At 67.3% G+C, this 22,733-nt stretch carries 20 protein-coding genes and 1 tRNA gene; 8 read left to right on the forward strand and 13 right to left on the reverse strand.

Going from position 1 to position 22,733, the window contains the following annotated elements:
* Positions 1–123 precede the first annotated feature (123 nt).
* The 3 genes from mscL to E9536_RS09875 form a co-directional block, all read right to left on the reverse strand.
* Positions 124–555 carry a large conductance mechanosensitive channel protein MscL gene (gene mscL / locus E9536_RS09865; protein ID WP_006487991.1) on the reverse strand — a complete coding sequence of 144 codons (432 nt, stop codon included), beginning with the start codon at positions 553–555 and terminating at the stop codon, positions 124–126.
* A 231-nt stretch (positions 556–786) separates the two neighbouring features.
* Entirely contained in the window at positions 787–1,947 is a 1,161-nt protein-coding gene (locus tag E9536_RS09870; RefSeq protein WP_136469796.1) for a tetratricopeptide repeat protein, read from the reverse strand.
* A gap of 90 nt (positions 1,948–2,037) precedes the next feature.
* Positions 2,038–2,718 (reverse strand): PspA/IM30 family protein, encoded by a 681-nt coding sequence (locus tag E9536_RS09875; RefSeq protein WP_021160377.1) that lies wholly within the window; start codon positions 2,716–2,718, stop codon positions 2,038–2,040.
* A 443-nt stretch (positions 2,719–3,161) separates the two neighbouring features.
* Here E9536_RS09875 and E9536_RS09880 point away from each other — a divergent pair, with 443 nt between their 5' ends.
* A complete protein-coding gene (locus E9536_RS09880) occupies positions 3,162–5,678 on the forward strand; it encodes a penicillin-binding protein 1A (RefSeq protein ID WP_027787140.1) in 2,517 nt (838 codons plus the stop codon).
* Between the two features lie 84 nt (positions 5,679–5,762).
* On the opposite strand, the gene E9536_RS09885 is transcribed toward E9536_RS09880, so the two are convergent.
* The 4 genes from E9536_RS09885 to mfd all read right to left on the reverse strand — a co-directional run bounded on the left by E9536_RS09885 (position 5,763) and on the right by mfd (position 12,265).
* Complete coding sequence (locus tag E9536_RS09885; RefSeq protein WP_247873431.1) at positions 5,763–6,182, reverse strand: DUF3574 domain-containing protein; 420 nt, start codon at positions 6,180–6,182, stop codon at positions 5,763–5,765.
* A 196-nt stretch (positions 6,183–6,378) separates the two neighbouring features.
* Positions 6,379–7,398, reverse strand: a complete 1,020-nt coding sequence (locus E9536_RS09890) for a threonine/serine dehydratase (RefSeq protein WP_027787142.1) — start codon at positions 7,396–7,398, stop codon at positions 6,379–6,381.
* A gap of 60 nt (positions 7,399–7,458) precedes the next feature.
* Positions 7,459–8,679, reverse strand: a complete 1,221-nt coding sequence (gene argE, locus E9536_RS09895; protein ID WP_021160382.1) for an acetylornithine deacetylase — start codon at positions 8,677–8,679, stop codon at positions 7,459–7,461.
* Between the two features lie 115 nt (positions 8,680–8,794).
* Complete coding sequence (gene mfd, locus E9536_RS09900) at positions 8,795–12,265, reverse strand: transcription-repair coupling factor (protein ID WP_136469798.1); 3,471 nt, start codon at positions 12,263–12,265, stop codon at positions 8,795–8,797.
* A 107-nt stretch (positions 12,266–12,372) separates the two neighbouring features.
* Between mfd and ispD the strand changes: the two genes are divergently transcribed.
* Both ispD and ispF read left to right on the forward strand, forming a co-directional pair.
* Positions 12,373–13,083, forward strand: a complete 711-nt coding sequence (gene ispD, locus E9536_RS09905) for a 2-C-methyl-D-erythritol 4-phosphate cytidylyltransferase (protein ID WP_059694632.1) — start codon at positions 12,373–12,375, stop codon at positions 13,081–13,083.
* 28 nt (positions 13,084–13,111) lie between these two features.
* Positions 13,112–13,597 (forward strand): 2-C-methyl-D-erythritol 2,4-cyclodiphosphate synthase, encoded by a 486-nt coding sequence (gene ispF, locus E9536_RS09910; protein ID WP_021160386.1) that lies wholly within the window; start codon positions 13,112–13,114, stop codon positions 13,595–13,597.
* A gap of 132 nt (positions 13,598–13,729) precedes the next feature.
* Here ispF and E9536_RS09915 read toward each other — a convergent pair whose 3' ends face one another.
* From E9536_RS09915 to ompR, 4 genes are all read right to left on the reverse strand, one after another.
* On the reverse strand, positions 13,730–14,257 hold the full coding sequence (locus E9536_RS09915) for a carboxymuconolactone decarboxylase family protein (RefSeq protein ID WP_011352388.1): 528 nt from the start codon (positions 14,255–14,257) through the stop codon (positions 13,730–13,732).
* A 76-nt stretch (positions 14,258–14,333) separates the two neighbouring features.
* Positions 14,334–14,882 carry a peroxiredoxin gene (locus E9536_RS09920; RefSeq protein WP_006478563.1) on the reverse strand — a complete coding sequence of 183 codons (549 nt, stop codon included), beginning with the start codon at positions 14,880–14,882 and terminating at the stop codon, positions 14,334–14,336.
* A gap of 189 nt (positions 14,883–15,071) precedes the next feature.
* Positions 15,072–16,433 carry an ATP-binding protein gene (locus E9536_RS09925; protein ID WP_027787146.1) on the reverse strand — a complete coding sequence of 454 codons (1,362 nt, stop codon included), beginning with the start codon at positions 16,431–16,433 and terminating at the stop codon, positions 15,072–15,074.
* A 40-nt stretch (positions 16,434–16,473) separates the two neighbouring features.
* Positions 16,474–17,199, reverse strand: coding sequence for a two-component system response regulator OmpR (gene ompR, locus E9536_RS09930; RefSeq protein WP_004199523.1), 726 nt, complete (start codon positions 17,197–17,199; stop codon positions 16,474–16,476).
* A gap of 267 nt (positions 17,200–17,466) precedes the next feature.
* Here ompR and E9536_RS09940 point away from each other — a divergent pair, with 267 nt between their 5' ends.
* From E9536_RS09940 to E9536_RS09950, 3 genes are all read left to right on the forward strand, one after another.
* The gene (locus E9536_RS09940; RefSeq protein WP_011352385.1) at positions 17,467–17,745 is read left to right on the forward strand and encodes a hypothetical protein; all 279 of its coding nucleotides are present in this window, start codon (positions 17,467–17,469) and stop codon (positions 17,743–17,745) included.
* Positions 17,746–17,887: 142 nt separating this feature from the next.
* The gene (locus E9536_RS09945) at positions 17,888–19,390 is read left to right on the forward strand and encodes a DUF1800 domain-containing protein (RefSeq protein ID WP_136469799.1); all 1,503 of its coding nucleotides are present in this window, start codon (positions 17,888–17,890) and stop codon (positions 19,388–19,390) included.
* Positions 19,391–19,457: 67 nt separating this feature from the next.
* Positions 19,458–20,666, forward strand: coding sequence for a DUF1501 domain-containing protein (locus E9536_RS09950; protein ID WP_027787148.1), 1,209 nt, complete (start codon positions 19,458–19,460; stop codon positions 20,664–20,666).
* A gap of 13 nt (positions 20,667–20,679) precedes the next feature.
* Here the strand turns inward: E9536_RS09950 and hpnD are convergent, their stop codons facing one another.
* A complete protein-coding gene (hpnD, locus tag E9536_RS09955; RefSeq protein ID WP_027787149.1) occupies positions 20,680–21,513 on the reverse strand; it encodes a presqualene diphosphate synthase HpnD in 834 nt (277 codons plus the stop codon).
* Between the two features lie 235 nt (positions 21,514–21,748).
* Between hpnD and E9536_RS09960 the strand changes: the two genes are divergently transcribed.
* A tRNA-Leu gene (locus E9536_RS09960) sits at positions 21,749–21,835 on the forward strand.
* Between the two features lie 196 nt (positions 21,836–22,031).
* The gene (locus E9536_RS09965) at positions 22,032–22,325 is read left to right on the forward strand and encodes a hypothetical protein (RefSeq protein ID WP_136469800.1); all 294 of its coding nucleotides are present in this window, start codon (positions 22,032–22,034) and stop codon (positions 22,323–22,325) included.
* A gap of 103 nt (positions 22,326–22,428) precedes the next feature.
* On the opposite strand, the gene E9536_RS09970 is transcribed toward E9536_RS09965, so the two are convergent.
* Positions 22,429–22,659 (reverse strand): hypothetical protein, encoded by a 231-nt coding sequence (locus tag E9536_RS09970; RefSeq protein ID WP_021160392.1) that lies wholly within the window; start codon positions 22,657–22,659, stop codon positions 22,429–22,431.
* Positions 22,660–22,733 lie beyond the last annotated feature (74 nt).

Here is a 22,733-nt window from a genome sequence, read left to right on the forward strand (position 1 = left end):
TGCTTTTCCCGCGCGTGCATTCGCCCGTCACAAAAAAGTGAGATAGGCCGCATGCGGCAGTGCATCGCGCGCGCAATAAAAAGGCCCGCACGGGGCGGGCCTGGCAGGCGGGGTGCTCGGCGATCAGCGCTGCTTCAGCGAATCGCGGATCTCGCGCAGCAGCACCGTGTCTTCCGGCGTTGCGGCCGGTGCGGCTTCTTCCGGCTTGCGCAGCTTGTTGATGAATTTCACCATCAGGAAAATGATGAATGCGAGGATGACGAAATTGATCGCCACGGTGATGAACGAGCCGTAGCCGAACGCGGCGACACCCGCGGCCTGCAGGTCCTTGAACGAATCGGGATTACCCTTGAACGTCGGGGGGATGGTGCCGAGCAGAACGAACTTGTTCGAGAAATCCAGACCGCCCGTCAGCACGCCGATCACCGGCATGATGAGGTCTTTCACGACCGAGTCGACGATCTTCGAGAACGCGCCGCCGATGATCACGCCGACGGCGAGATCCATGACGTTGCCCTTGACGGCGAACTCCTTGAATTCCTTGATGATGCTCATGAGCGGCTTTCTCCTGTTGGGGCGAGGGGAGGCGTGCCGCGACGCGCAGGGATGCAGAGCGTCGAATGAGGGTCGGTGGCACGCCGATGGCCGCATGATAGCGAACGCTCCCCATTGCCGGTAGTCCATCTTGAAATGATTGACAAATCCGCGCGTCGGCGCGGCCGGCGCTGAAGGGGAGCGTGGCGTGCGTTGCAGCGCGTCGTGGGTGTGTCGACGCGCTGCGCGGCGTCAGGTGTTGTCGTCGGTCCAGCCGTCGTCGTTGCTGCCGAGGTCCATGCCGCCGCCGTTGCCGTCGCTCCAGTTCGACGCATCGCCGCGGCCGAGGTCGAAGCCCGGATCGTTGTCCTGCCGGTGGCGTTCGCCGTCGACGATCACGTCGCGTTCGACCACGCGCTCGCGGCCGCCCGACATCGCCTCGCCGAGCAATACGCCCGTCAGCAGCCCGCCCATGCCGCCGCCGAAACCGCCGCCGCCTTGCTGGATCACGACAGGCGGCTGCTGTTGCGGGTAGGGTTGCGGCGGATACGGCTGGCCCTGCGCGCCCGTCATGCGATCGGCTTCCTGCGCATACACGGAGCCGCTGCCGTTCACCGGTGCAGCAGGCTGCGCGGCCGGGTCGGGACGCCCTTCGACGCGTGCCTTCACGCTAGCATGGCGCTGTTCGAGTTCGTCGACGCGATAGGGCGGTACCGGATTCTTGCCGTTGGACAGCGTTTCGACGAGCGTGCGCGCGTCGGTCTCGATCGCTTCGAGCTCGCCCGTGAGCGCCGCGGCCCCCGGCGCCGTCGACAGCTTCGCGTCGAGCTTCAGCGGGCGGATGTCGTTCAGCACGTCGGTGGCGCGCTTGAGCTGCGTGCGGCGTTCGTCGTCGGCGCGGCTGTCGTCGGCCGTGCGCGCGCGCCGCAGCGTCCAGCGCAGCACCAGCGCGATCACCGCGACGATCAGCCCGAGCCCGATCCACATGCCGGTCGACGGGCCGTGTTTTTCGGCCGGCGCGGCAGCGGGCGCGAGCGACGATTGCAGCGTGCCGGCCTGCGTCGCTGACGGTGCGTTGCCGCTCACGCGCGCGGCGTCGGCGCGAATGCGCGACTCCGTCTGGGCAAAGCGCGACGCATCGGTGAACTTCATTTGCGGATCGAGCGACTTCGCGCGCTGCAGCTGCGCGAGCGCATCGGACGCGCGGCCCTCGCGGTCCAGCACCTGCGCATACAGGTAGCGCGCGTGCGCGTTGTTCGGGTGGGCGTCGATGACTTGCGACAGCTGCGTGTCGGCTTGCTGCCAGTTGCGTTGCGCGATCGACTGCTCGACCTGCTGCAGCGACGGGACCGCAAACGCGGCGGACGACAGCAACATCAGCGAGAGGCCGAGTGCGGCGAGAGATTTCTTCATGGTCGAACCGGGCGCAGGCGCCCGTCTCCTGACGATCGGTTCGCGCCGCGCGCCCGGGGCGGGCGGCGGCGCGGTTGCCCGCAGTTGCCGTTACTGCGCGGGCGTGTCGAGCTGCTTCTTCAGCGCGGCGAGGCGATCCTCGACCGACGGGCCCTTGTTCAGCGCGGCGAGCTTGTCGTCGAGTGCCTTGCCGCTCGACGTGTCGGCGGAATTGAGGCGCGCGTCCGAGCGGGCGTTCTGCAGCGCGACCTTGTCCTCGAGCTTCTGGAAGTCTTCGGACAGGTTCTTGCCGCCGATGCCGCCCAGCGCGCTTGCCGCGACGTCCTTCGCCTGCGCGATTTCCTGCTTGGCCTGCAGGATGTTCGAGCGTGCATTCAGGTCGTTGCGGCGCTGGCGCATGTCGGCGATCTGCCCCTTCAGCTTGTCGACCGACGGCTCGAGCGTCGACAGCTCGGCCGCGAGCGCGTCACGCTCGGCCTCCGCGTTCGACTGCGCGCCGAGCGCCTCGCGTGCGAGTGCCTCGTCGCCGGCCTGCAGCGCGCGCTTCGCGCCGTCCTCGTACTTCTTCACCTTGTCGTCGGCCGCATCGCGCTTGCTGCGCTGGGTCGCGACCTGTGCCTCGATCTCGATCAGCGAATTCTCGGCACGGCCGATGCTGTCGTCGAGCTCCCGCACGATCTGCCGTGCGTCGCGCGACGGATCCTGTACCGAATCGGCCGCATCGTTCAGCAGGCCTTTGATCGTGCGCGAAACAGAGTCGAAAAGCGACATGAAATCCTCCGTGGTTGAAAGGCGCCGCGTAGCCGCGGCAGTGCCCGTAGCGAGCCGGTTCCGACCCGCATGAGCCGGCGGATATTACACCACCGGTTCACTTAAATACGGCTTAAACGCGCGAGTTCAAGCGGCGCGCGCATCAGGATGTCGAACCTTTCGCGGTTGAAAGAAAATCGACCGTGCGCACCATATTGCGTGTCCATGATAGGCAGAGGATGCCGACAATACGTTCCTCAAATCACGGCATTGCGGGAATTTTTACAAAAAATCGCGAAGGCACCCGGTCGATTTCATTAAAATGCGCTGTCACGTCGCGGGAACGGATCGCCGCGCGGCGGGGTCTGTCGACGTGACAGCCGCATCACGCTGTACCCGCTCTGATTCATCCGCTTGCATTTCCGCATGCGTCCGAGGGTGCCACGTACGCCCGCCATTCCGACATGCCAATTATCAAACGACCGCCTTCTTCTTCCGACAGGAACGAACCCCACTACACGCTGCGCCGTTCGCCGTCCGGAGCCTATTACCCCGATGACGACGATCGCGACGACGACCGCCGCACCCAGCGCAGCGGCGGCGGAGGGCGCCGTCGCTCGTTCGGCTCGCGCGTCGCGCTGTGGTTCGCCGGCCTGTTCGCGACGCTGGCGATCGTCGGCGCGCTGATCGTCGGCTACGCGCTGGTCGTGATGGCGCCGCAACTGCCGTCGCTCGATGCGCTGACCAACTACCAGCCGAAGGTGCCGCTGCGCGTGTTCACGGCCGATCACGTGCTGATCGGCGAGTTCGGCGAAGAGCGCCGCAGCCTCGTGCGGTTCCAGGACATTCCCGACGTGATGAAGAAGGCCGTGCTCGCGATCGAGGACTACCGCTTCTACGAGCACGGCGGTGTCGACTTCGTCGGCATCCTGCGCGCGGGCGTCGCCGACCTGATGCACGGCGGCGCGCGCCAGGGCGCGAGCACGATCACGATGCAGGTCGCGCGCAACTTCTTCCTGTCGAGCGAGAAGACCTACACGCGCAAGATTTACGAAATGCTGCTCGCGTACAAGATCGAGAAGGCCCTGACGAAGGACCAGATCCTCGAGCTGTACATGAACCAGATCTATCTCGGCCAGCGCTCGTACGGTTTCGCGGCCGCCGCGCGCGTGTATTTCGGCAAGGACCTGAAGGACATCACGCTCGCTGAAGCGGCGATGCTCGCGGGGCTGCCGAAGGCGCCGTCCGCCTATAACCCGGTCGTCAATCCGAAGCGCGCGAAGGTGCGCCAGGAATACATCCTGAAGCGCATGCTCGAGGTCGGCTACATCACGCAGCCGCAGTACGACGAGGCCGTGAAGGAAGAGATCCACGTGCGCACGCCGGGCAACCAGTACGCGGTGCACGGCGAGTACGTCGCCGAGATGGTGCGGCAGATGATGTACCAGCAGTACAAGGACGAAACCTATACGCGCGGGCTGACCGTCACGACGACGATCAATTCGGCCGATCAGGAAGCCGCGTACCAGGCCGTGCGTCGCGGCATTCTCGACTACGAGCGCCGCCACGGCTATCGCGGGCCGGAAGCGTCGATCCAGCTGCCCGCGGCCGGCGACGACCGCGACGAGGCGATCGACGACGCGCTCGCCGATCACCCGGACAACGGCGACCTTCAGTCGGCGGTCGTGCTGTCGGCGTCGCCGAACGCGGTCGAGGTGCAGTTCGTCGGCGGTGCGACCACGACGATCGGGCCGGCCGGGCTGCGCTTTGTGTCGGCCGCATTGAGCCCGCGCGCGAACGATACGCTGCGCATCAAGCCGGGCTCGGTCGTGCGCGTGCTGAAGGACGGCAAGACGGGCTGGCAGGTCGTGCAGCTGCCGCAGGTCGAAGGCGCGCTCGTCGCGATCGCGCCGCAGGATGGCGCGATCCGCTCGCTCGTCGGCGGCTTCGACTTCAACAAGAGCAAGTTCAACCACGTGACGCAGGCATGGCGGCAGCCGGGTTCGTCGTTCAAGCCGTTCATCTACTCGGCGTCGCTCGACAAGGGCATGGGGCCGGCGACGATGATCAACGACGCGCCGCTGTATTTCCCGCCGAGCGTGCCGGGCGGCACCGCCTGGGAGCCGAAGGACGACGACCAGCCGGACGGCCCGATGACGATGCGTACCGGCCTGCAGCGTTCGAAGAACCTCGTGTCGATCCGGATCCTCGCGTCGATCGGCACGCAGTATGCGCAGCAGTACGTGACGCAGCGCTTCGGCTTCGATCCCGCGAAGACGCCGCCTTACCTGCCGATGGCGCTCGGCGCGGGCCTTGTGACGCCGCTGCAGCTCGCGACGGGTTATGCGGTGTTCGCGAACGGCGGCTACAAGGTCGATCCGTACCTGATTGCCGAGGTCGACGACGCGCGCGGCCAGCCGCTGCAGAAGTCGCAGCCGGTGCTCGCGGGCAGCACGGCGCCGCGCACGATCGAAGGCCGCAACGCATACGTGATGAACAGCCTGCTGCATTCGGTCGCGACGGCCGGCACGGGCGCGGGCACCAACGCACTGGGCCGCAGCGACCTGCAGGGCAAGACCGGTACGACGAACGACGCGAAGGACGGCTGGTTCGCCGGCTACCAGCAATCGCTCGTCGCGGTTGCATGGATGGGCTTCGACCAGCCGAAGAGCCTCGGCAGCCGCGAGTTCGGCGCGCAGCTCGCGCTGCCGATCTGGGTGAACTACATGCGCACCGCGCTGAACGGCGTGCCCGAGCAGCAGATGCCGATGCCGGACGGCCTGACCTCGATCGACGGCGAGCTGTACTACGCCGATCGCACGCCGGGCAACGGCTTCGTCGCGAACGTCGACATCAACCCGGCCGAGAACGCGATCAGCGCGAACGACGCGCTGGGTTCGGCCGGTGCGGCCGGGCTGGCGCCGCCGCCCGTCACGCCGCAGGAGAAGCAGCAGATCATGGACATGTTCGAGAACAAGTAAGCGGGATACCGCTGTTCATGCATGCGACGGGCGCCTTCGGGCGCCCGTTTTTTTTGTGCGTCGAGGCAAGCGGGAGCGGCTGAATCAGAACGACGCGCAGGCAGGCACCACCGTCATGCCGACCGATTCCTGATGAAACCGCTCCATATAGGCCTTGCGGATCGTGGCGAGCCGCACGCGCGTGTCGGGCGTATCGTCGGCGATGATACGGATCACGAAGCTGTCCTCGCGCGTGATGCCGCCCGTCGTGCGGTCGCGCCATTGGCCGTGTGTATCCCAGTAGGTCAGGCCGTCGGGAAAACGCGGCGTGACCGTGTCGGCGAGAAACGCCGCGCGCTCCGCATCGGTGACGGAGCCGTGTCCCGCGATGTCGCGCCCGAACAGCAGGTCGGCCTGCAGCATGCGGCTCTCGCCCGTCTGGGTGCAGGCCGCCGCCGTGCCGGCGGCGGGCGGGGGCGGTGCCGCGCAACCGGCGAGCAGTGCGATCGCGACGCCGCCAATCATGGGCGCCGCGCGGTGCCACCAGGCCGCGGGGCGGGCGGCTGAAGGCCGCATCTGCCCAATTCGTGTCGATCGACCTCCGCGCGCGCAAAACGCTGCGCGCTCAATCACTTGCGTGCTTGTCCGGCGGGTTATCAACAGGGCTGTCAACATAATCTGGGGATAACCCTAGGTTGGTTCGCTGACGCCCGGCGCGCGATCAGTGCTGCAGTTTCGCGTGCGCGAGATGCATGCCGAGCGTACCCGGGTCGGTATTCGTGCCCGACAGCAGCACGCCGACGCGCTTGCCCTGCAGCGTTTCGCGCAGCGGGCCGAGCAGCGCGGCGAGGGCGGCCGCGCATGCCGGTTCGACCGACAGCTTCAGTTGCGAGAACAGGAACAGCATCGCGGCACGCAGCGCGTCGTCGGACACGGTGACGATGCGGTCGACGTGGCGCCGGCACAGCTGGTAGCTGTATTCCTCGGTATGCGGCGCCATCAGCGAATCGGCGATCGTCTGCATCGCGCTCATCTTGATCGTGTGATTGGCCGCGAAGCTGCGGCTCATCGCGTCGGCGCCTTCCGGCTCGACGCCGTACACGTGCACGCGCGGATTCGCGAGCCGCAGCGCGGTCGCCATGCCGGCCGCGAGCCCGCCGCCGCCGATCGGCACGATCACCGCGTCGAGGTCGGGGGTCTGCGTCGCCCATTCGTAGCCGAGCGTCGCGGTGCCGAGGATCGTGTGATAGCCGTTGAACGGATGGATGAAGAAGCGGCCTTCCTCGGCCTCGATCCGGCGCACCAGATCGAACGCCTGCGACGCGCTGCCCGCCAGCACGACTTCCGCGCGGTACTGTTTGCACTGCGCGATGCGCGTCGGGCTCGCGGTGTGGAACATCACGACCTTGGCGCTGCTGCCGAGCCGCATGGCCGCATACGCGACGGCCGCCGCGTGATTGCCGGCCGACACGCAGGTGACGCCGGCGTTCTTGCGCGCCTCGTCGAGCGCGAGCAGGTGCGTGAACGCGCCGCGCGCCTTGAAGCTGCCGCTCACCTGCAGCAGCTCGAACTTGAAGTTGACGTGCGTGCCCTCGAGGGAAGGCAGGTCGGCGCGTTCGAACACGGGCGTGCGCGCGACCCAGGGCGACAGCGCGAAATGCTGCGCGGCGATTTCGTCGAGCGTCGGGATCGGCTCGCCGTCGATCGTCGTATGGGCCGTGCCCTGTTGTTCAGTCGACATGACGTGGCGGGTGGCGGAGTGGGCCGGCCCGCACACGCGGGCCGGCGTGGCGGGAGGCAGTCAGTGCGCGTCGACCGACATGCTGCGGATGAACTTGCGCAGGAACTGCTCGCAGCCGGCGAGCTGCGCGAGCTCGACATATTCGTTCGGCTTGTGCGCCTGCTCGATGTTGCCGGGCCCGCATACGACGCTCGGGATGCCCGCGCGTTCGAACAGGCCGGCCTCGGTGCCGTATGCGACCTTGCGCTTGTCCTGGTCCGCCGTCAGCGCGCGCACGAGTTGCGTGATCGCGGCCTGTTCGGTTGCGTCGAGGCCGGGCGCCGCGGCGATCTTCGAAAATTCGATCGCGGCATTCGGATGCTCGCGAAGCATCTGCGGCAGCAGCGTTTCCCGTGCATACGCTTCGATGCGCGTGAAGATCTGCTCGGGATCGAGCGTCGGCAGGTTGCGGAATTCGAAGTCGAAACGGCACTCGGCCGGCACCGTGTTGATCGCGTTGCCGCCCTGGATCGTGCTCGTCTGCGCGGTCGTGAACGGCACGTCGTACAGTGCGTCGAACGGGCCTTCGGCGCGGAAGCGGTCGGCGATGTCGCGGATGTGGCAGATGAGGCGCGCCGCATACTCGATCGCGTTCAGCCCCTTCGGCGTCAGCGACGAATGCGCCGCGTGGCCGCGCACGCAGCAGCGGTATGCGTTGATGCCCTTGTGCGCGATGATCGGCCGCATGCTGGTCGGCTCGCCGACGATGCAGCCCGACGGTTGCACGCCGCGCTTGACGAGGTCGGCGATCATCAGCGGCGCGCCGGCGCAGCCGATTTCCTCGTCGTAGGACAGCGCGAAATGGATCGGCTTCGCGAGCTTCGTCGCCTGCATCTCGGGCAGCAGCGCGAGCGCGGCGCCGATGAAACCCTTCATGTCGCAGGTGCCGCGGCCGTACAGGCGGCCGTCGCGGATTTCCGGCGCGAACGGGTTGCTGTCCCATTGCTGGCCGTCGACCGGCACGACGTCGGTATGCCCCGACAGCACGATGCCGCCGTTCGTCGAGCCGTCGTGCGCAGGCACGGTCGCGAACAGGTTCGCCCAGCCTTCGCGTGGATCGTGCGTGATCGTCGAGGCGATGCCTTTCGCGGCGAGCGCGTCGCGCACCGTTTCGATCAGGCCGAGGTTCGGCACGCGGCTCGTCGTGTCCATCGACACCAGTTGCTTGATCCAGGGCAGGCTGACGAGCGACGCGTCGCCTTGGGTGTCGGTGGACGGCGCCGTGGCGTCGAGAGTGGACATGGCAAAACTCCGTCTGATGAATGCGAAAATCATACTCAAAAACGCGCCGGCCCGCCCGCGCCGCGCGCAGTGCGGTGCAGCATCGGCGCGGCCGTCAGGATCGCGTCACGACCCGTCAGCGCGCCGCGGCCACCGCGCCCTGCCTCGGGGCGAGCGCGCGCAGCGTTTCCTTGATCGTCGACACGCGGATCGCGAGGTCGGGCGAGCGCGTCTCGATCCGCAGCTTGTCCTGGCCCGCGAGCTTGATGTGCCGGTGCTTCTGCACCATCTCGATGATCCGCATCGGATCGATCGGCGGATTCGGCTCGAACTGCAACCCGATCGCGGCCTCGCTCGCGTCGATCTTCACGATGCCGAGCGGCTTCGCGGCGATCCGCAGCCGGTGCGTCTCGACGAGCGCGTGCGCCTGCGGCGGCAGCTTGCCGAAGCGGTCGATCAGTTCTTCCTGGATACCGTCGATCGCGTCGCCGTGCTCGCAGTTCGCGAGCCGCTTGTACAGCGACAGCCGCTCCTGCACGTCCGCGCAGTAGTCGGCCGGCAGGATCGCCGGCGCATGCAGGTTGATTTCCGTCGTCGCGGCGAGCGGGGCGGTGAGGTCGGGCTCCTTGCCGTTCTTCAGCGCCTTCACCGCGTCGTTCAGCATGTCCGTATAGAGCTGGAAGCCGATCTCGTGGATCTCGCCCGACTGCTTGTCGCCGAGCACTTCGCCGGTGCCGCGGATCTCGAGGTCGTGCATCGCGAGATAGAAGCCCGAACCGAGTTCCTCCATCTGCTGGATCGCTTCCAGCCGGCGCTGGGCCTGCTTGGTCAGCGCCTGCGGATCGTGCACGAGCAGGTACGCGTACGCCTGGTGGTGCGAGCGGCCGACGCGGCCGCGCAACTGGTGGAGCTGCGCGAGACCGAACTTGTCCGCGCGATGCATGATGATCGTGTTCGCGCTCGGCACGTCGATGCCGGTCTCGATGATGGTCGTGCACAGCAGCACGTTCGCGCGCTGCGCGACGAAATCGCGCATCACCCGTTCGAGCTCGCGTTCGTGCATCTGGCCGTGCGCGATCACGATGCGTGCCTCGGGCACGAGCGCCTCGAGCATGGCCTTGCGGTTCTCGATCGTCTCGACCTCGTTGTGCAGGAAGTACACCTGGCCGCCGCGCTTCAGCTCGCGCAGCATCGCCTCGCGAATCACGCTTTCTTCCTCGCGGCGCACGAAGGTCTTGATCGCGAGGCGCTTCTGCGGCGCGGTCGCGATGACCGAGAAGTCGCGCAGCCCCTCGAGCGCCATCCCGAGCGTGCGCGGGATCGGCGTCGCGGTGAGCGTCAGCACGTCGACCTCCGCGCGCAGCGCTTTCAGCGCTTCCTTCTGGCGCACGCCGAAGCGGTGTTCCTCGTCGATGATCACGAGGCCGAGGCGCTTGAACTGCACGTCCGACGACAGCAGCTTGTGCGTGCCGATCACGATGTCGACGCTGCCTTCGTTGATCTGCGCGATCGCCGCGTTCACTTCCTTCGTCGTCTTGAAGCGCGACAGCTCGACGATCCGGACCGGCCAGTCCGCGAAGCGGTCGGCGAAGGTCTGCGTGTGCTGCTCGGCGAGCAGCGTGGTCGGCGACAGCAGCGCGACCTGCTTGCCGCCCAGCACCGCGATGAACGCGGCGCGCAGCGCGACCTCGGTCTTGCCGAAGCCGACGTCGCCGCACACGAGGCGGTCCATCGGCTTGCCGCTCGTCATGTCGCCGATCACGGCCGCGATGGCTGCCGCCTGGTCGGGCGTTTCCTCGAAGCCGAAGCTTTCGGCGAACTTCACGTAGTCGCGCGGATCGAGCGAGAACGCGTGGCCTTCGCGGGCCGCGCGGCGCGCGTACAGGTTCAGCAGCTCGGCGGCCGTATCGCGGATCTGCTGCGCGGCCTTGCGTTTCGCGCGCTCCCACTGGCCGGAGCCGAGCGCGTGCAGCGGCGCGCTGTCGGGATCGGCGCCGCTGTAGCGCGAGATCACGTGCAATTGCGCGACCGGCACGTAGAGCTTGCTGTCGCCCGAGTATTCGAGATGCAGGAATTCGGTCTCGCCTTCGCCGAGGTCCATCGACACGAGGCCCATGTAGCGGCCGATGCCGTGCTGCGCGTGGACGACCGGGTCGCCGACCTTCAGTTCCGACAGGTCGCGCACCATCGCGTCGACGTTGCTGGCCTGTTCCTGCCGGCGGCGGCCCGCGCGGCGGCCGAGCGCGCCGTACAGCTCGGTCTCGGTGACGACCGCGTAGCCTTCGCCCGGCACCGCGAAGCCGTTCGCGAGCGGCGCGACGCCGAGCGCGAAACGTTCGTCGCTCTCGAGCCAGCCCGCGAAGTGGTCGTTCGACGCGGGGCGCAGACGGTGTTCGGCGAGCAGTTGCAGGATCGTCTCGCGACGGCCGGCCGATTCGACGGTCAGCAGGACGCGCTTGCCGGACGATTCGACGAACGTGCGCAGCGACGCGAGCGGATCGTCGGCATGGCGATCGACGGAGAGCTGGGGCAGCGCCGTCGCCCAGCCGCCGGCCGGCTGCGCGGGCAGCACGACGCGTGCGAACGGCTTCGCGAACGCGAAGAAATCCTCGTCGGACAGGAACAGGCGCTGCGGTTCGAGGATCGGCCGCTCGCGATCGTGCGCGAGGAACGCATGACGCTGCTTCGTATCGGCCGTGAAGCGGCGGATCGACGCCTCGAGATCGCCGGCGAACACGAGGTGCGCATCCTGCGGCAGGTAGTGGAACAGCGTGGCGGTTTCGTCGAAGAACAGCGGCAGGTAATACTCGATGCCGGCCGACGGCACGCCGTTACCGATGTCCTTGTAGATCGGCGCGCGGCTCGGGTCGCCTTCGAACGTCTCGCGCCAGCGGCTGCGGAAGGCCGTGCGCGCGGCTTCGTCGAACGGAAACTCGCGGCCCGGCAGCAGGCGCACGTCGCGCACCGGGTAGAGGCTGCGCTGCGTGTCGGGGTCGAACGCGCGGATCGAGTCGACCTGGTCGTCGAACAGGTCGATCCGGTACGGCAGCGGCGAGCCCATCGGGTACAGGTCGATCAGCGAGCCGCGCACGCAGTATTCGCCGGGCCGCACGACCTGGCTCACGTGCTCGTAGCCGGCCAGCGTGAGCTGCGCTTTCAGCTTCGCCTCGTCGAGCCGCTCGCCCTGCGCGAATGCGAACGTGTACGCGGCCATGAACGACGCGGGCGGCATCCGGTACAGCGCGGTGGTCGCGGGCACGAGCAGGATGTCGCAGCGGCCCTCGCCGAGATCGTGCAGCGTCGCGAGACGCTCCGATACGAGGTCCTGGTGCGGCGAGAACGTGTCGTACGGCAGCGTTTCCCAGTCCGGCAGCAGGCGCACGCGGGCGTCGGGCGAGAAGTAGCGGATTTCCTGCGAGAGCCGCTGCGCATCGACCGCGTTCGCGCAGATCACCGCGAGGAGCGGCACGTCCTGGCGGTTGTCGGCGAGATAACGGGCGATGGCGAGCGCGTCGGCGGAACCATGCGCGCCGTCGAAGGCGAAACGCTGGCCGGACTTGACGCGGGCAATGGGCGAGGCGGACGGGGTGGAAGCGTTATCTGGCATAGGGACGACAGGGGTGGCGTGCACGGGCGCATCGCGGTGCGCCGGTCGAGACGAAAGACCTATTATAAAATCCGCTTCTCGATTTCATCTTTCCGGCGTTTCCCTTCGTGACTCCCCGACTTTTCGCCCTGATTCCCTGTGCCGGCACGGGCAGCCGTTCCGGTTCGGCCGTGCCGAAGCAATACCGCACGCTGGCCGGCCGCGCGCTGCTGCACTACACGCTTGCCGCGTTCGACGCGTGCAGCGAATTCGCGCAGACGCTCGTTGTGCTCGCGCCCGACGATTCCCATTTCGACGCGCGCCGCTTCGCGGGCCTGCGCTTCGCGGTGCGCCGCTGCGGCGGCGGCTCGCGCCAGGCGTCGGTGCTGAACGGGCTGCTCGGGCTGGCCGAATTCGGCGCGACCGACCAGGACTGGGTGCTGGTGCACGACGCCGCGCGCCCGGGCATCACGCCGGAGCTGATCCGCACGCTCGTCGCGACGCTGAAGGACGATCCGGTCGGCGGCATCGTCGCGCTGCCGGTTGCCGATACGCTCAAGCGCGTGCCGGCCGGCGGCGACGCGATCGCGCGCACCGAGTCGCGCGACGCGCTGTGGCAGGCGCAGACGCCGCAGATGTTCCGCATCGGCATGCTGCGCGAGGCGATCCTGCGCGCGCAGCGCGAAGGGCACGACCTGACCGACGAAGCGAGCGCGATCGAATGGGCCGGCCATACGCCGCGCGTCGTGCAGGGCAGCCTGCGCAATTTCAAGGTCACGTACCCGGAGGATTTCGCGCTCGCGGAAGCGATCCTCGCGCGCCCCGCGAACGCCTCCTGACTTTCACCCCCTCTCAATCGGAACACGCATGGATTTCAGAATCGGACAAGGCTACGACGTGCACCAGCTCGTCGAGGGGCGCCCCCTCATCATCGGCGGCGTGACGATTCCGTACGAACGCGGCCTGCTCGGCCACTCGGACGCGGACGTGCTGCTGCACGCGATTACCGACGCGCTGTTCGGCGCGGCGGCGCTCGGCGACATCGGCCGCCATTTCTCCGACACGGACGCGGCATTCAAGGGCGCCGACAGCCGCGTGCTGCTGCGCGAGTGCGCGGCCCGCATCAAGGCGGCCGGCTTCACGATCCAGAACGTCGACAGCACCGTGATTGCGCAGGCGCCGAAGCTGGCACCGCATATCGACGGGATGCGCGCGAACATCGCGGCCGATCTCGGGCTGCCGCTCGATCGCGTGAACGTGAAGGCGAAGACGAACGAAAAGCTCGGTTATCTCGGCCGCGGCGAAGGGATCGAGGCGCAGGCCGCCGCGCTGCTGGTGAAGCAGGGCGGTTGACGGGGGCCAGCGGCATCGCGCGGTTCGCCCCGCGCGATGCCGCGGCAATGAAAAATGCCACGCATCTGCGTGGCATTTTCGTTTGAAGCCGGCGCCGCGCGCGGCATTGCTGCCGGCGCGGAACGCAACCGCTTATTCGCCTTCGGCGGCGATCACCTGCGCGGCGGCGTTGATCACCGATGCGATACGGCCGACGTCGCGCAGCTGCGTGACGGTCATCCCTTGCTCGTTCTTCAGCAGCGCATAGTGCGACTTCACGCAGAAGTGGCACTTGCCGACGATCGACGCGGCGAGCGCGTACATCTCGAACTTGCGCTTGTCGACGCCGCCGTGCGTCGCGTACGCGCCCATCCGCAGTTCGGCACGTTGCGTCTTCAGGTCGGCGTCGTCGGCCATCTCGACATACGGATACCAGGTGTTGTTCATCCCCATCAGCGCGGCCGCCGTCAGCACGGCATTCGTCTCTTCGGGCGACAGGACGCCGGCTTCGCGGATCGTCTTGATGAGTACCGTGCTCTTCGCCGCGATCGCCGCCGCCAGCGCGACGCCGACCGCGTCGGTGCCTTCGAGCGACGAGCGCGAGATCGTGCCGTCGAGGTTCAGGCGAATGTCCTTCGCGTAGTCGGGAATACGTGCCTTAATCGAATCGATGAATTCCATTGATATCTCCTATGGGTTGGCCGTTAAAAAAGCCCGCAGGCAGGACGTGCGCCGCGGGCTTCGTGCATCGATGCGCTTACAGCGTTGCGCCGCCGACTGCACGGTTGCACGGGCAGAGTTCGTCCGTTTGCAGGCCGTCCAGAATCCGCAGGACTTCTTCCGGGCTGCGGCCGACGTTCAGGTTGTTCACCGAAACGTGCTGGATCGTGTTGTCCGGGTCGACGATGAACGTTGCACGCAGGGCCACGCCGGCTTCCTTGTCGCGCACGCCGAGCTGGTCGATCAGCTCGCCCTTGACGTCGCCGAACGAGTAGTGGTTCAGCTTGTCGAGGTCCTTGTGCTCACGGCGCCATGCGAGCTTGACGAATTCGTTGTCCGAGCTGCCGCCCAGCAGGACGGCATCGCGCTCTTCGAACTGCTTCGTGAGCTTTGCGAATTCGACGATTTCCGTCGGGCACACGAACGTGAAGTCCTTCGGGTAGAAGTAGATGATCTTCCACTTGCCCGGGAACGACGCTTCGGTGACGGTCTCGAATGCCGACTGGCCGTTTTCTTCGTGGTTGTTGAAGCCCGGCTTCGCGGCCACGACGGTGAAAGCTTCGAGTTTATCGCCAACGGTTTTCATGCGGATACTCCTGTATGAGTTGGGAAGAAGACTGAGTCAAGCTACCTCGGTGCTGCAACGATGGTGTGACAGCATGGGCGAGACTGTAACACTATTGGTAAGACGCTTCAATAGATTTTGACTAACGCCATCCATAGTTTTTTTCAACCGGATCGATAGTGTGAAGGGCGGCAGGCGTACGCGAGCGCGTCACGCCGTCGCACGTGCCTTGCCGGCGCCGGGGAATTCGAGCGTGACTTCGAGGCCCGCGTCGGGGCTGCGGTTGCGCAGGCGCAGCGCACCGCGATAGCGGCCGACGAGGCGCAGCACGATCGCCATCCCGAGCCCCGTGCCGTCCGCCTTGGTGCGCGCCGTGTCGACGCGATAGAACGGCCGCATCACGAGCGGCAGCTGGTCCTCGGGGATGCCGGGGCCCTCGTCGCTCACCGAGAGCTCGACGCGCGCGTGCGTCACGCGCGTCTCGAGCGTGATGCGCGACACGCCGTCGTCGCGGCTCTGGCCGTATTTGCGCGCGTTTTCGACGAGGTTGCCGATCACGCGGCGCATGTCGGTCTCGTCGGCTTCGATCACGGCGTTCGGCGCGAGCCGCGTGCGGATCTCGACGCCGTCCTCGCCCGATACGCGCGCGGCGACTTCGTGCGCGATCGAGGAGAGGTCGACCGGCTCCGGCTTGCGCTGGGTCGGACGCGCGTAGTCGATGAAGGCCGCGATGATGCGATCCATTTGCTCGATGTCGTCGACCATCGCGTCCTTGGTCGCCTGATCGGACGGGCTCATCTCGGTCTCGAGCCGCAGCCGCGCGAGCGGCGTGCGCAGGTCGTGCGAGATGCCCGCGAGCATCAGCGCGCGATCGGCCTCGAGCTGCTCGAGGTCGCGCACCATCTGGTTGAAGCTGCGGTTGGTGTCGGCCGCGACGCCCATCCCGCGCTCGGGCAGCGGGTCGGGCGCCTGCCCCGAGCCGACCTGGCGCGCGACGAGCGCGAGCCGCGAGAACGGCCGGTTCACGAGGCTGGTGATGAACGCGGAGCCGAACAGCGACAGCGCGAGCGCGAACAGCCCCCAGCCGGCCCACTGCAGGCCCGTGACGTTGTCGAGCTGGTCGCGGTCGAGCGCGACCCAGTAATCGTCGTCGTCGATCTTGAAGCTGATCCACACGCCGGGAATGTCGTTGACCGACTGCGCGATCACGGTATCGTCGCCGAGGCGGCTGCGGATGTCGTGCTCGATCAGGCGGTTCAGCGATTCGTCGGGCTGCAGCTTGAACTTGTCGGTCTTTTCGCGCGGGTACACGCGCACGCCCTCGTTGCTCTCGAGATCCTGCAGCAGCGCGCGCCGCAGGTCGGGATCGGAATAGAGCAGGGCGGTGCGCGTGAGCTTCACGACCGCGACGAGCTGGAGAGCCACGCGCTGCGCGCGCGGCTCGCGCTCGATCACACGAAAGCTCTGGAACCACGCGGCGAGACTGACCGAGATCAGCAGCGCGATCAGCAGGAAGGTGCGCCAGAACAGCCCGCCGAACGCGAGCTGCAGGAGGCGCCGGTCGATACGCATGGGACGGGCCGTGGGCGGGCGAAACCGGAAAGGAAAAAGATCAGGCGGCGCCGTCCGGGATGAACACGTAGCCGAGGCCCCAGACGGTCTGGATGAAACGCGGGCTGCCCGGATCCGGTTCGATCAGCTTGCGCAGGCGCGAGATCTGCACGTCGAGGCTGCGGTCGAACACTTCGTATTCACGGCCGCGCGCGAGCTCCATCAGCTTCTCGCGCGACAGCGGCTGGCGCGGATGGCGCGCGAATACCTTCAGCACCGAGAATTCGCCGGTCGTCAGTGGAATTTCCTGGCCGGATTTCGTCAGTGTGCGGGTCGCGAGGTTCAGCGAGAACTCGCCGAACTCGAACACCTCGGTGGTTTCTGACGGTGCGCCCGGCAGCTCGGCCGGCGCCTGGCGGCGCAGCACCGCATGAATGCGCGCGACGAGCTCGCGCGGGTTGAACGGCTTCGGCAGGTAATCGTCGGCGCCCATCTCGAGGCCGACGATGCGATCGACGTCCTCGCCCTTCGCGGTGAGCATGATGATCGGCGTGCGGTCGTTGCTGCCGCGCAGGCGGCGACAGATCGACAGGCCGTCTTCGCCCGGGAGCATCAGGTCGAGCACGAGCAGGTCGAAACGCTCGCGGACCCAGAGCTTGTTCATTGCGGTTGCGTTTTCGGCGACGTAGACATTGAAACCCTGCTCGCCGAGATAGCGGCGCAGCAGATCGCGCAGGCGCGGGTCGTCGTCGACGACGAGAATCTTGGAGGGGTTTTTCGTTTCCATGATCGGCATCTTATCGCGAATGGGAATTGACGCACGGCCACGTATTTTCGTGCGTTACAGTCGGTTACAAAATTTACCCGTAGTGTCGCGCCGAGTAAAGGCAGGCTATATAGATTCCTTTACTCGAAGCCGAAATTCGGTAGATACTCCCCTGCACTCCATCATTCATCTTTGCACACCCGAATTCCGCAGGGTTTTTCAAGTACCAGAGGTAACCGGTTGCCGCGTGACGAAGGGAACAAATCGACCAAAGAAGCGAGGACGGTCATGCGATCTGCCCGGATTGCACTGATGCTGACGATCGCGCTCGCCGGTCCGTATGCGTCGAACTTCGCGTATGCGCAGCGCCCCGAGCAGGGCGCATCGTCGCGCAAGCTGCCGCGCGGCAAAGCGCCGCAGTCCGATCGTACCGCCGAGATGACGGTTCGTTCCGCCGTGCCTCCCGATCTCGAACAGCGCCGCCGCGACGGGCACATGACGCCCGAGGAGCGCCACCTTTTGCGCCAGCACATCGAGGACGCCGTTCGCGAGCTGTACAAGCGCTGACGCGCCGTCTTTCGCCCTGCACGGATGACACCGCGATACATCGCGCGGAAAAGATTCGTAGCAATTTTTCCGTCAACTTTCGCCTGCCGATTGCCGTTGTACCGGCATCCGCACCGCCGGTGCGCACCGGGAGTCCATGACGATGAAAGCGAACGCTGCCGCACCGGCGCCGTCGCCCGCCATGCAGTCGCCGCTCGACGCCGACGATGCATTGTTTTTCCTGAGCCGTACCGGTTTTTCTCCCGCCCCCGCCGATGTCGCGCGCATCGTCGGCATGACGCGCGCGCAGGTCGTGGCCGACACGCTCGGCAGTGTTCGGCGCGAGCCCGTCACGACGTGGCCGGACTGGATCGCCGAGTTGCCACCGACGCGCGCGCAACGCCAGGCGCTGACCCCCGACATGCGGCGCGACGAGCAGCGCGAGCGCAATGTCCGCTACGATGCGCTGCGCGCGGCCTGGGTCAACGAGATGATCGTCACGCCGTCGCCGCTGACCGAGCGCATGACGCTGTTCTGGCACGGGCACTTCACGTCGGGGCAGGACAAGGTGCCTTACCCGCAGACGATGGCCGCGCAGAACGCGCTGTTTCGCCGCGAGGCGCTCGGCAATTTCGGCGTGCTGCTGCACGCGGTCGCGAAGGATCCGGCGATGCTTCAGTATCTCGACGGCGCGAGCAATCGCAAGGGCCGCCCGAACGAGAACTTCGCACGCGAGGTGATGGAACTGTTCACGCTCGGCGAAGGGCATTACACGCAATACGACGTGACCGAAGCCGCGCGCGCGATGACGGGCTGGACGGTCGATCCCGACACGCTGCGCTTCGAGGTGCGGCCGGAATGGCACGATGCGGGCGACAAGACGATCCTCGGCGAGACGGGGCCGTTCGACGGCGACGGCTTCCTCGACATCCTGCTGAAGCAGCCCGGCACCGCGCGCTTCATCGCCGGCAAGCTGTGGCGCGAGTTCGTGTCGGATACGCCCGATCCGGGCGCGCTCGATGCGGTGGCCGAGCGGTTTCGCGCGAGCGGCTACGACATTCGCGCGGCGCTCGCCGCGCTGTGGTCGACCGACGCCTTCTGGGACCCGCGCAATCGCGGCGTGCTCGTCAAGTCGCCGGCGGAATTCGTCGTCGGCTCGGTGCGGCTGTTCGACGTTGCGTACGGCGATCCGCAGATGCTTGCGAACACCGTGCGCACGCTCGGGCAGAACCTGTTCTATCCGCCGAACGTGAAGGGCTGGCCGGGCGGCGCGCTGTGGATCAACAGCACCACGCTGCTTGCGCGCAAGCAGTTCGTCGAGCAACTGTTCCGCGCGACCGAGACGGCCGGCATGCACCCGCCGGCGCGTGCGATGGTGCCGCCGCTGAATGTCCGCGCGCACGCGATGCCGGTGGTCGATGCGGCGTCCGCCGCCGGCATGCGCGCGGCGCCTGCCAGGCCCGCGCGCGGCGGCCTGCGTTTCGACCTCGAACGCTGGCTCGCGCAATATCGCGCGCGGCCGCAGGCGATCGCGGGCTTGTCGACCGAGCTTCAGTTGCAGCACGCGGTGCTGCAGCTTTCGCCGGTCGCGGCGATCGACACGGATTCGACCGGCAGCGCGTATCTCGAGGCGCTGCTGATGGATCCGGTCTATCAACTGAAATGATTCGAACGACGATGAAGCGGGGAGCCGGTGCGGCAAAGGTGCCGGGCGGCGAACCAAAGGATGCGCGATGAACCGACGTGATTTTCTGACGCTGACGGGCGCCGCGGCCGCAGCCGGCGTGTCGCTGTGGCAGGCGCCCGCGATGGCTGCGACCGGACGGCAGCCGGCGGCAGGGTATGCGAACGTGCTGATCCTCGTCGAGCTGAAGGGCGGCAACGATGGCCTCAACACGGTGGTGCCGTATGCCGATCCGCTGTATTACCAGTTCCGGCGCAGCATCGGCATCAAGCGCGAGCAGGTGCTGCAACTCGACGCGCACACGGGGCTGCATCCGTCGCTCGCGCCGCTGATGCCGCTGTGGCGCGACGGGCAAGTCGCGGTCGTGCAGGGCGTCGGTTATCCGCAGCCGAACCTGTCGCATTTCCGCTCGATCGAGATCTGGGATACCGCGTCACGCTCCGACCAGTACCTGCACGAAGGCTGGCTCACGCGGACGTTCGCGCAGGCGCCGGTGCCGCCCGGGTTCGCGGCGGACGGCGTCGTGCTCGGCAGCGCCGAGATGGGGCCGCTCGCGAACGGCGCGCGCGCGATCGCGCTCGTCAATCCCGCGCAGTTCATCCGTGCGGCCCGCCTCGCCGAGCCGTCGTCGCTGCGCGAGCAGAACCCCGCGCTCGCACACATCATCGACGTCGAGAACGACATCGTGAAGGCCGCCGACCGGCTGCGCCCGCGCGGCGGGATGCGCGAATTCCGGACGGCTTTTCCGGCCGGCGCGTTCGGCACGTCGGTGAAGACCGCGATGCAGGTGCTGGCCGCGTGCGAAGCGTCCGGGCCCGGCGCGCAGGATGGTGTCGCGGTGCTGCGCCTGACGCTCAACGGCTTCGACACGCACCAGAACCAGCCGGGGCAGCAGGCCGCGCTGCTCAAGCAGTTCGCGGAAGGGATGAGCGCGATGCGCGGCGCATTGATCGAACTCGGGCGCTGGAACCAGACGCTCGTGATGACGTACGCGGAATTCGGGCGGCGCGTGCGGGAGAACCAGAGCAACGGCACCGATCACGGCACGGCCGCGCCGCATTTCGTGATGGGCGGTCGCGTGGCCGGCGGGCTGTACGGCGCACCGCCGGCGCTCGGGCGGCTCGACGGCAACGGCAACCTGCCGGTCGCGGTCGATTTCCGCCAGCTTTATGCGACCGTGCTCGGGCCGTGGTGGGGGCTCGATGCGACGCGCGTGCTGCAGCAGCGCTTCGACACGCTGCCGTTGTTGAAGGCGTGATGCGTCGTGACGTTCAGCGGCGGCGCGCGGCGCGCCACGCGATCCACAGCTTGCGGATCGGCGTCAGCGCAATGCGCTGGTGCAGCACCTGGTAGTCGTCGCGCTCGATTTCGTCGAGCAGCGCGCCGGCCAGCGCGATCTGCGCGCGCAGCGTGCGCTGTGCGCGGCGCCCGGACGCGGGGATCGCCGCTTCGGCGGCCGCAAGCGCTTCGCGCGCCCGTGCCGTCTGGAATTGCAGCAGCTCGGTGAACGCCGGGCTGTAGCGACGGTTCAGCAGGTCGGCCGCCGTCACGTTGTAGCGCTGCAGTTCGTCGATCGGCAGGTAGATGCGGCCATGGCGCGCGTCGTTGCCGAGTTCCTGCACGAACTGCGCGAGCATCAGCGCGCGGCCGGCGTCCGCGGCCCACGGCTGCGGGTCGGCCGGGTTCGCCGAACTGGCGCGCGCGACCAGCGACGCGAAGGTGCCGCCGACCTGCGCGATGTAGCGCTGCAGATTCGCGAAATCGAGGTAGCGCGCCTGTTCGAGATCCATCCCGTAGCCGTTGACGAGCGTGCGCAACGCGTCGGCTTCGGCGGTAATCGCGGGGTGATGCTGCGCGAGCGCCTTCGTGACCGGATGCGACGGCTGTCCGTCCGCCAGCGCCGCGAGTTCCTTGTGCCACCACGCGAGCTTCGTGTGTCCGACGGTCGGGTCGCTGGTTTCCTTGACGGTTTCCTCGAGTTCGCGGCGCAATGCGAACAGCGCGGTCAGGCGCGGTTGCGTGGCGAGCGGCGCCTGACGCAACGCGTAGTAGACGCTGGAGCCCGCAGGGGCGGCCTTTTGCTGACAGTAGTCGTCGAAGTTCACGGGCGGAATCGTGTGGGGGCGGGTTCGGGGGACGCGCGGCGGCGCGGTGCCGAAACGTCGAGCGCGGCATTCTAGCACCGCCGCACGACGGGCGCCGGCGGGGCGAGACAACGCCGCCCGGATCGGGTAGAATCTCGCGCTCGCCTGATCGGGCGTGCCGGCTCGAGGCCGGCGCGATGTCCCGGGCGCGCGGCAAAGCATCTTGCGTGCCGCGTAGTTGGGCGATGGAAAATGCGCGTGAGTGGCGAAATTGGTAGACGCACCAGGTTTAGGTCCTGACGCCCGCAAGGGTGTGCCGGTTCGAGTCCGGCCTCACGCACCAGAAGTCGAACATGCACTCGTCGGGGTGCTGTTCCCGAAAAAGCGCTGCCGGTCGGCTGACCGCAGCGCTTTTTTGTTGATGCCTGTCTTGTTCGCGGACGTGCAGCCGTACGAGGAGCGCACCCTCAAATTCGGCCGCATGTAATATCGTCAGCGCGATCGAATACAAGAAGTACGAGAACACCGAGGGGCCACCGATGAAAAACACCGTACGCATCCCGATTTCCGTTCTGGCGCTGATGCTGGCCGCGCCGGCGTTTGCCAATACACCTGCCGACAACGTCGCATGGAGCGCCAGACCGGTGCACGCGGCTGCATCGACGTCGGCGTGCTCTGCGTACTCGGGGCGGGTGATGTCGGGCGGCGAGTCGCTGTCGACCGAAAACGTGCTGAAAGCGCTCGGCACGTCGCTGGCCGGCGCCGTGCTGGGCGCCGTCACCGGTGGGTATCAGGGCGCGGTCTCCAATCCGTGCCCGCGTCCCGGCCTGTGACCGGCGCGCAGGCGAGTCGAGGGGCTCGCCGCGTCATCCGGAACAAGCCCGACGAAGCGCCGCGCGTCACCCGACTCGCGGCGCTTCGCCGTTTCAGGCGCGTCTATTCCCAGAAACTCCGGATCGCGACCGCCACGATCACCGGCACCGAAAAAACCAGCGGGATCGCGAAATACTGCGCTTCGCGATCGACGATCCAGCTATAGATCACCCACGCCGCGCCGAGCGCGAACGTGATGAGGCCGACCGTCACGGCGGCGATGTTCAGGGCCAGTTTCGAAGGCTGGCGGCGCGTCTTGGCATCGTCATTGTTGTCGCGCGGGGACGATTTCATCGGAAGAGTACGGCTTCGGGCCGGAACGGGAATAAAGGCACAGGAGACCCCATCCGCTCCGATCGCGCAAGAGG

This window comes from Burkholderia sp. LS-044 (genome assembly GCF_004803625.1).
GTDB lineage: Bacteria > Pseudomonadota > Gammaproteobacteria > Burkholderiales > Burkholderiaceae > Burkholderia > Burkholderia cepacia.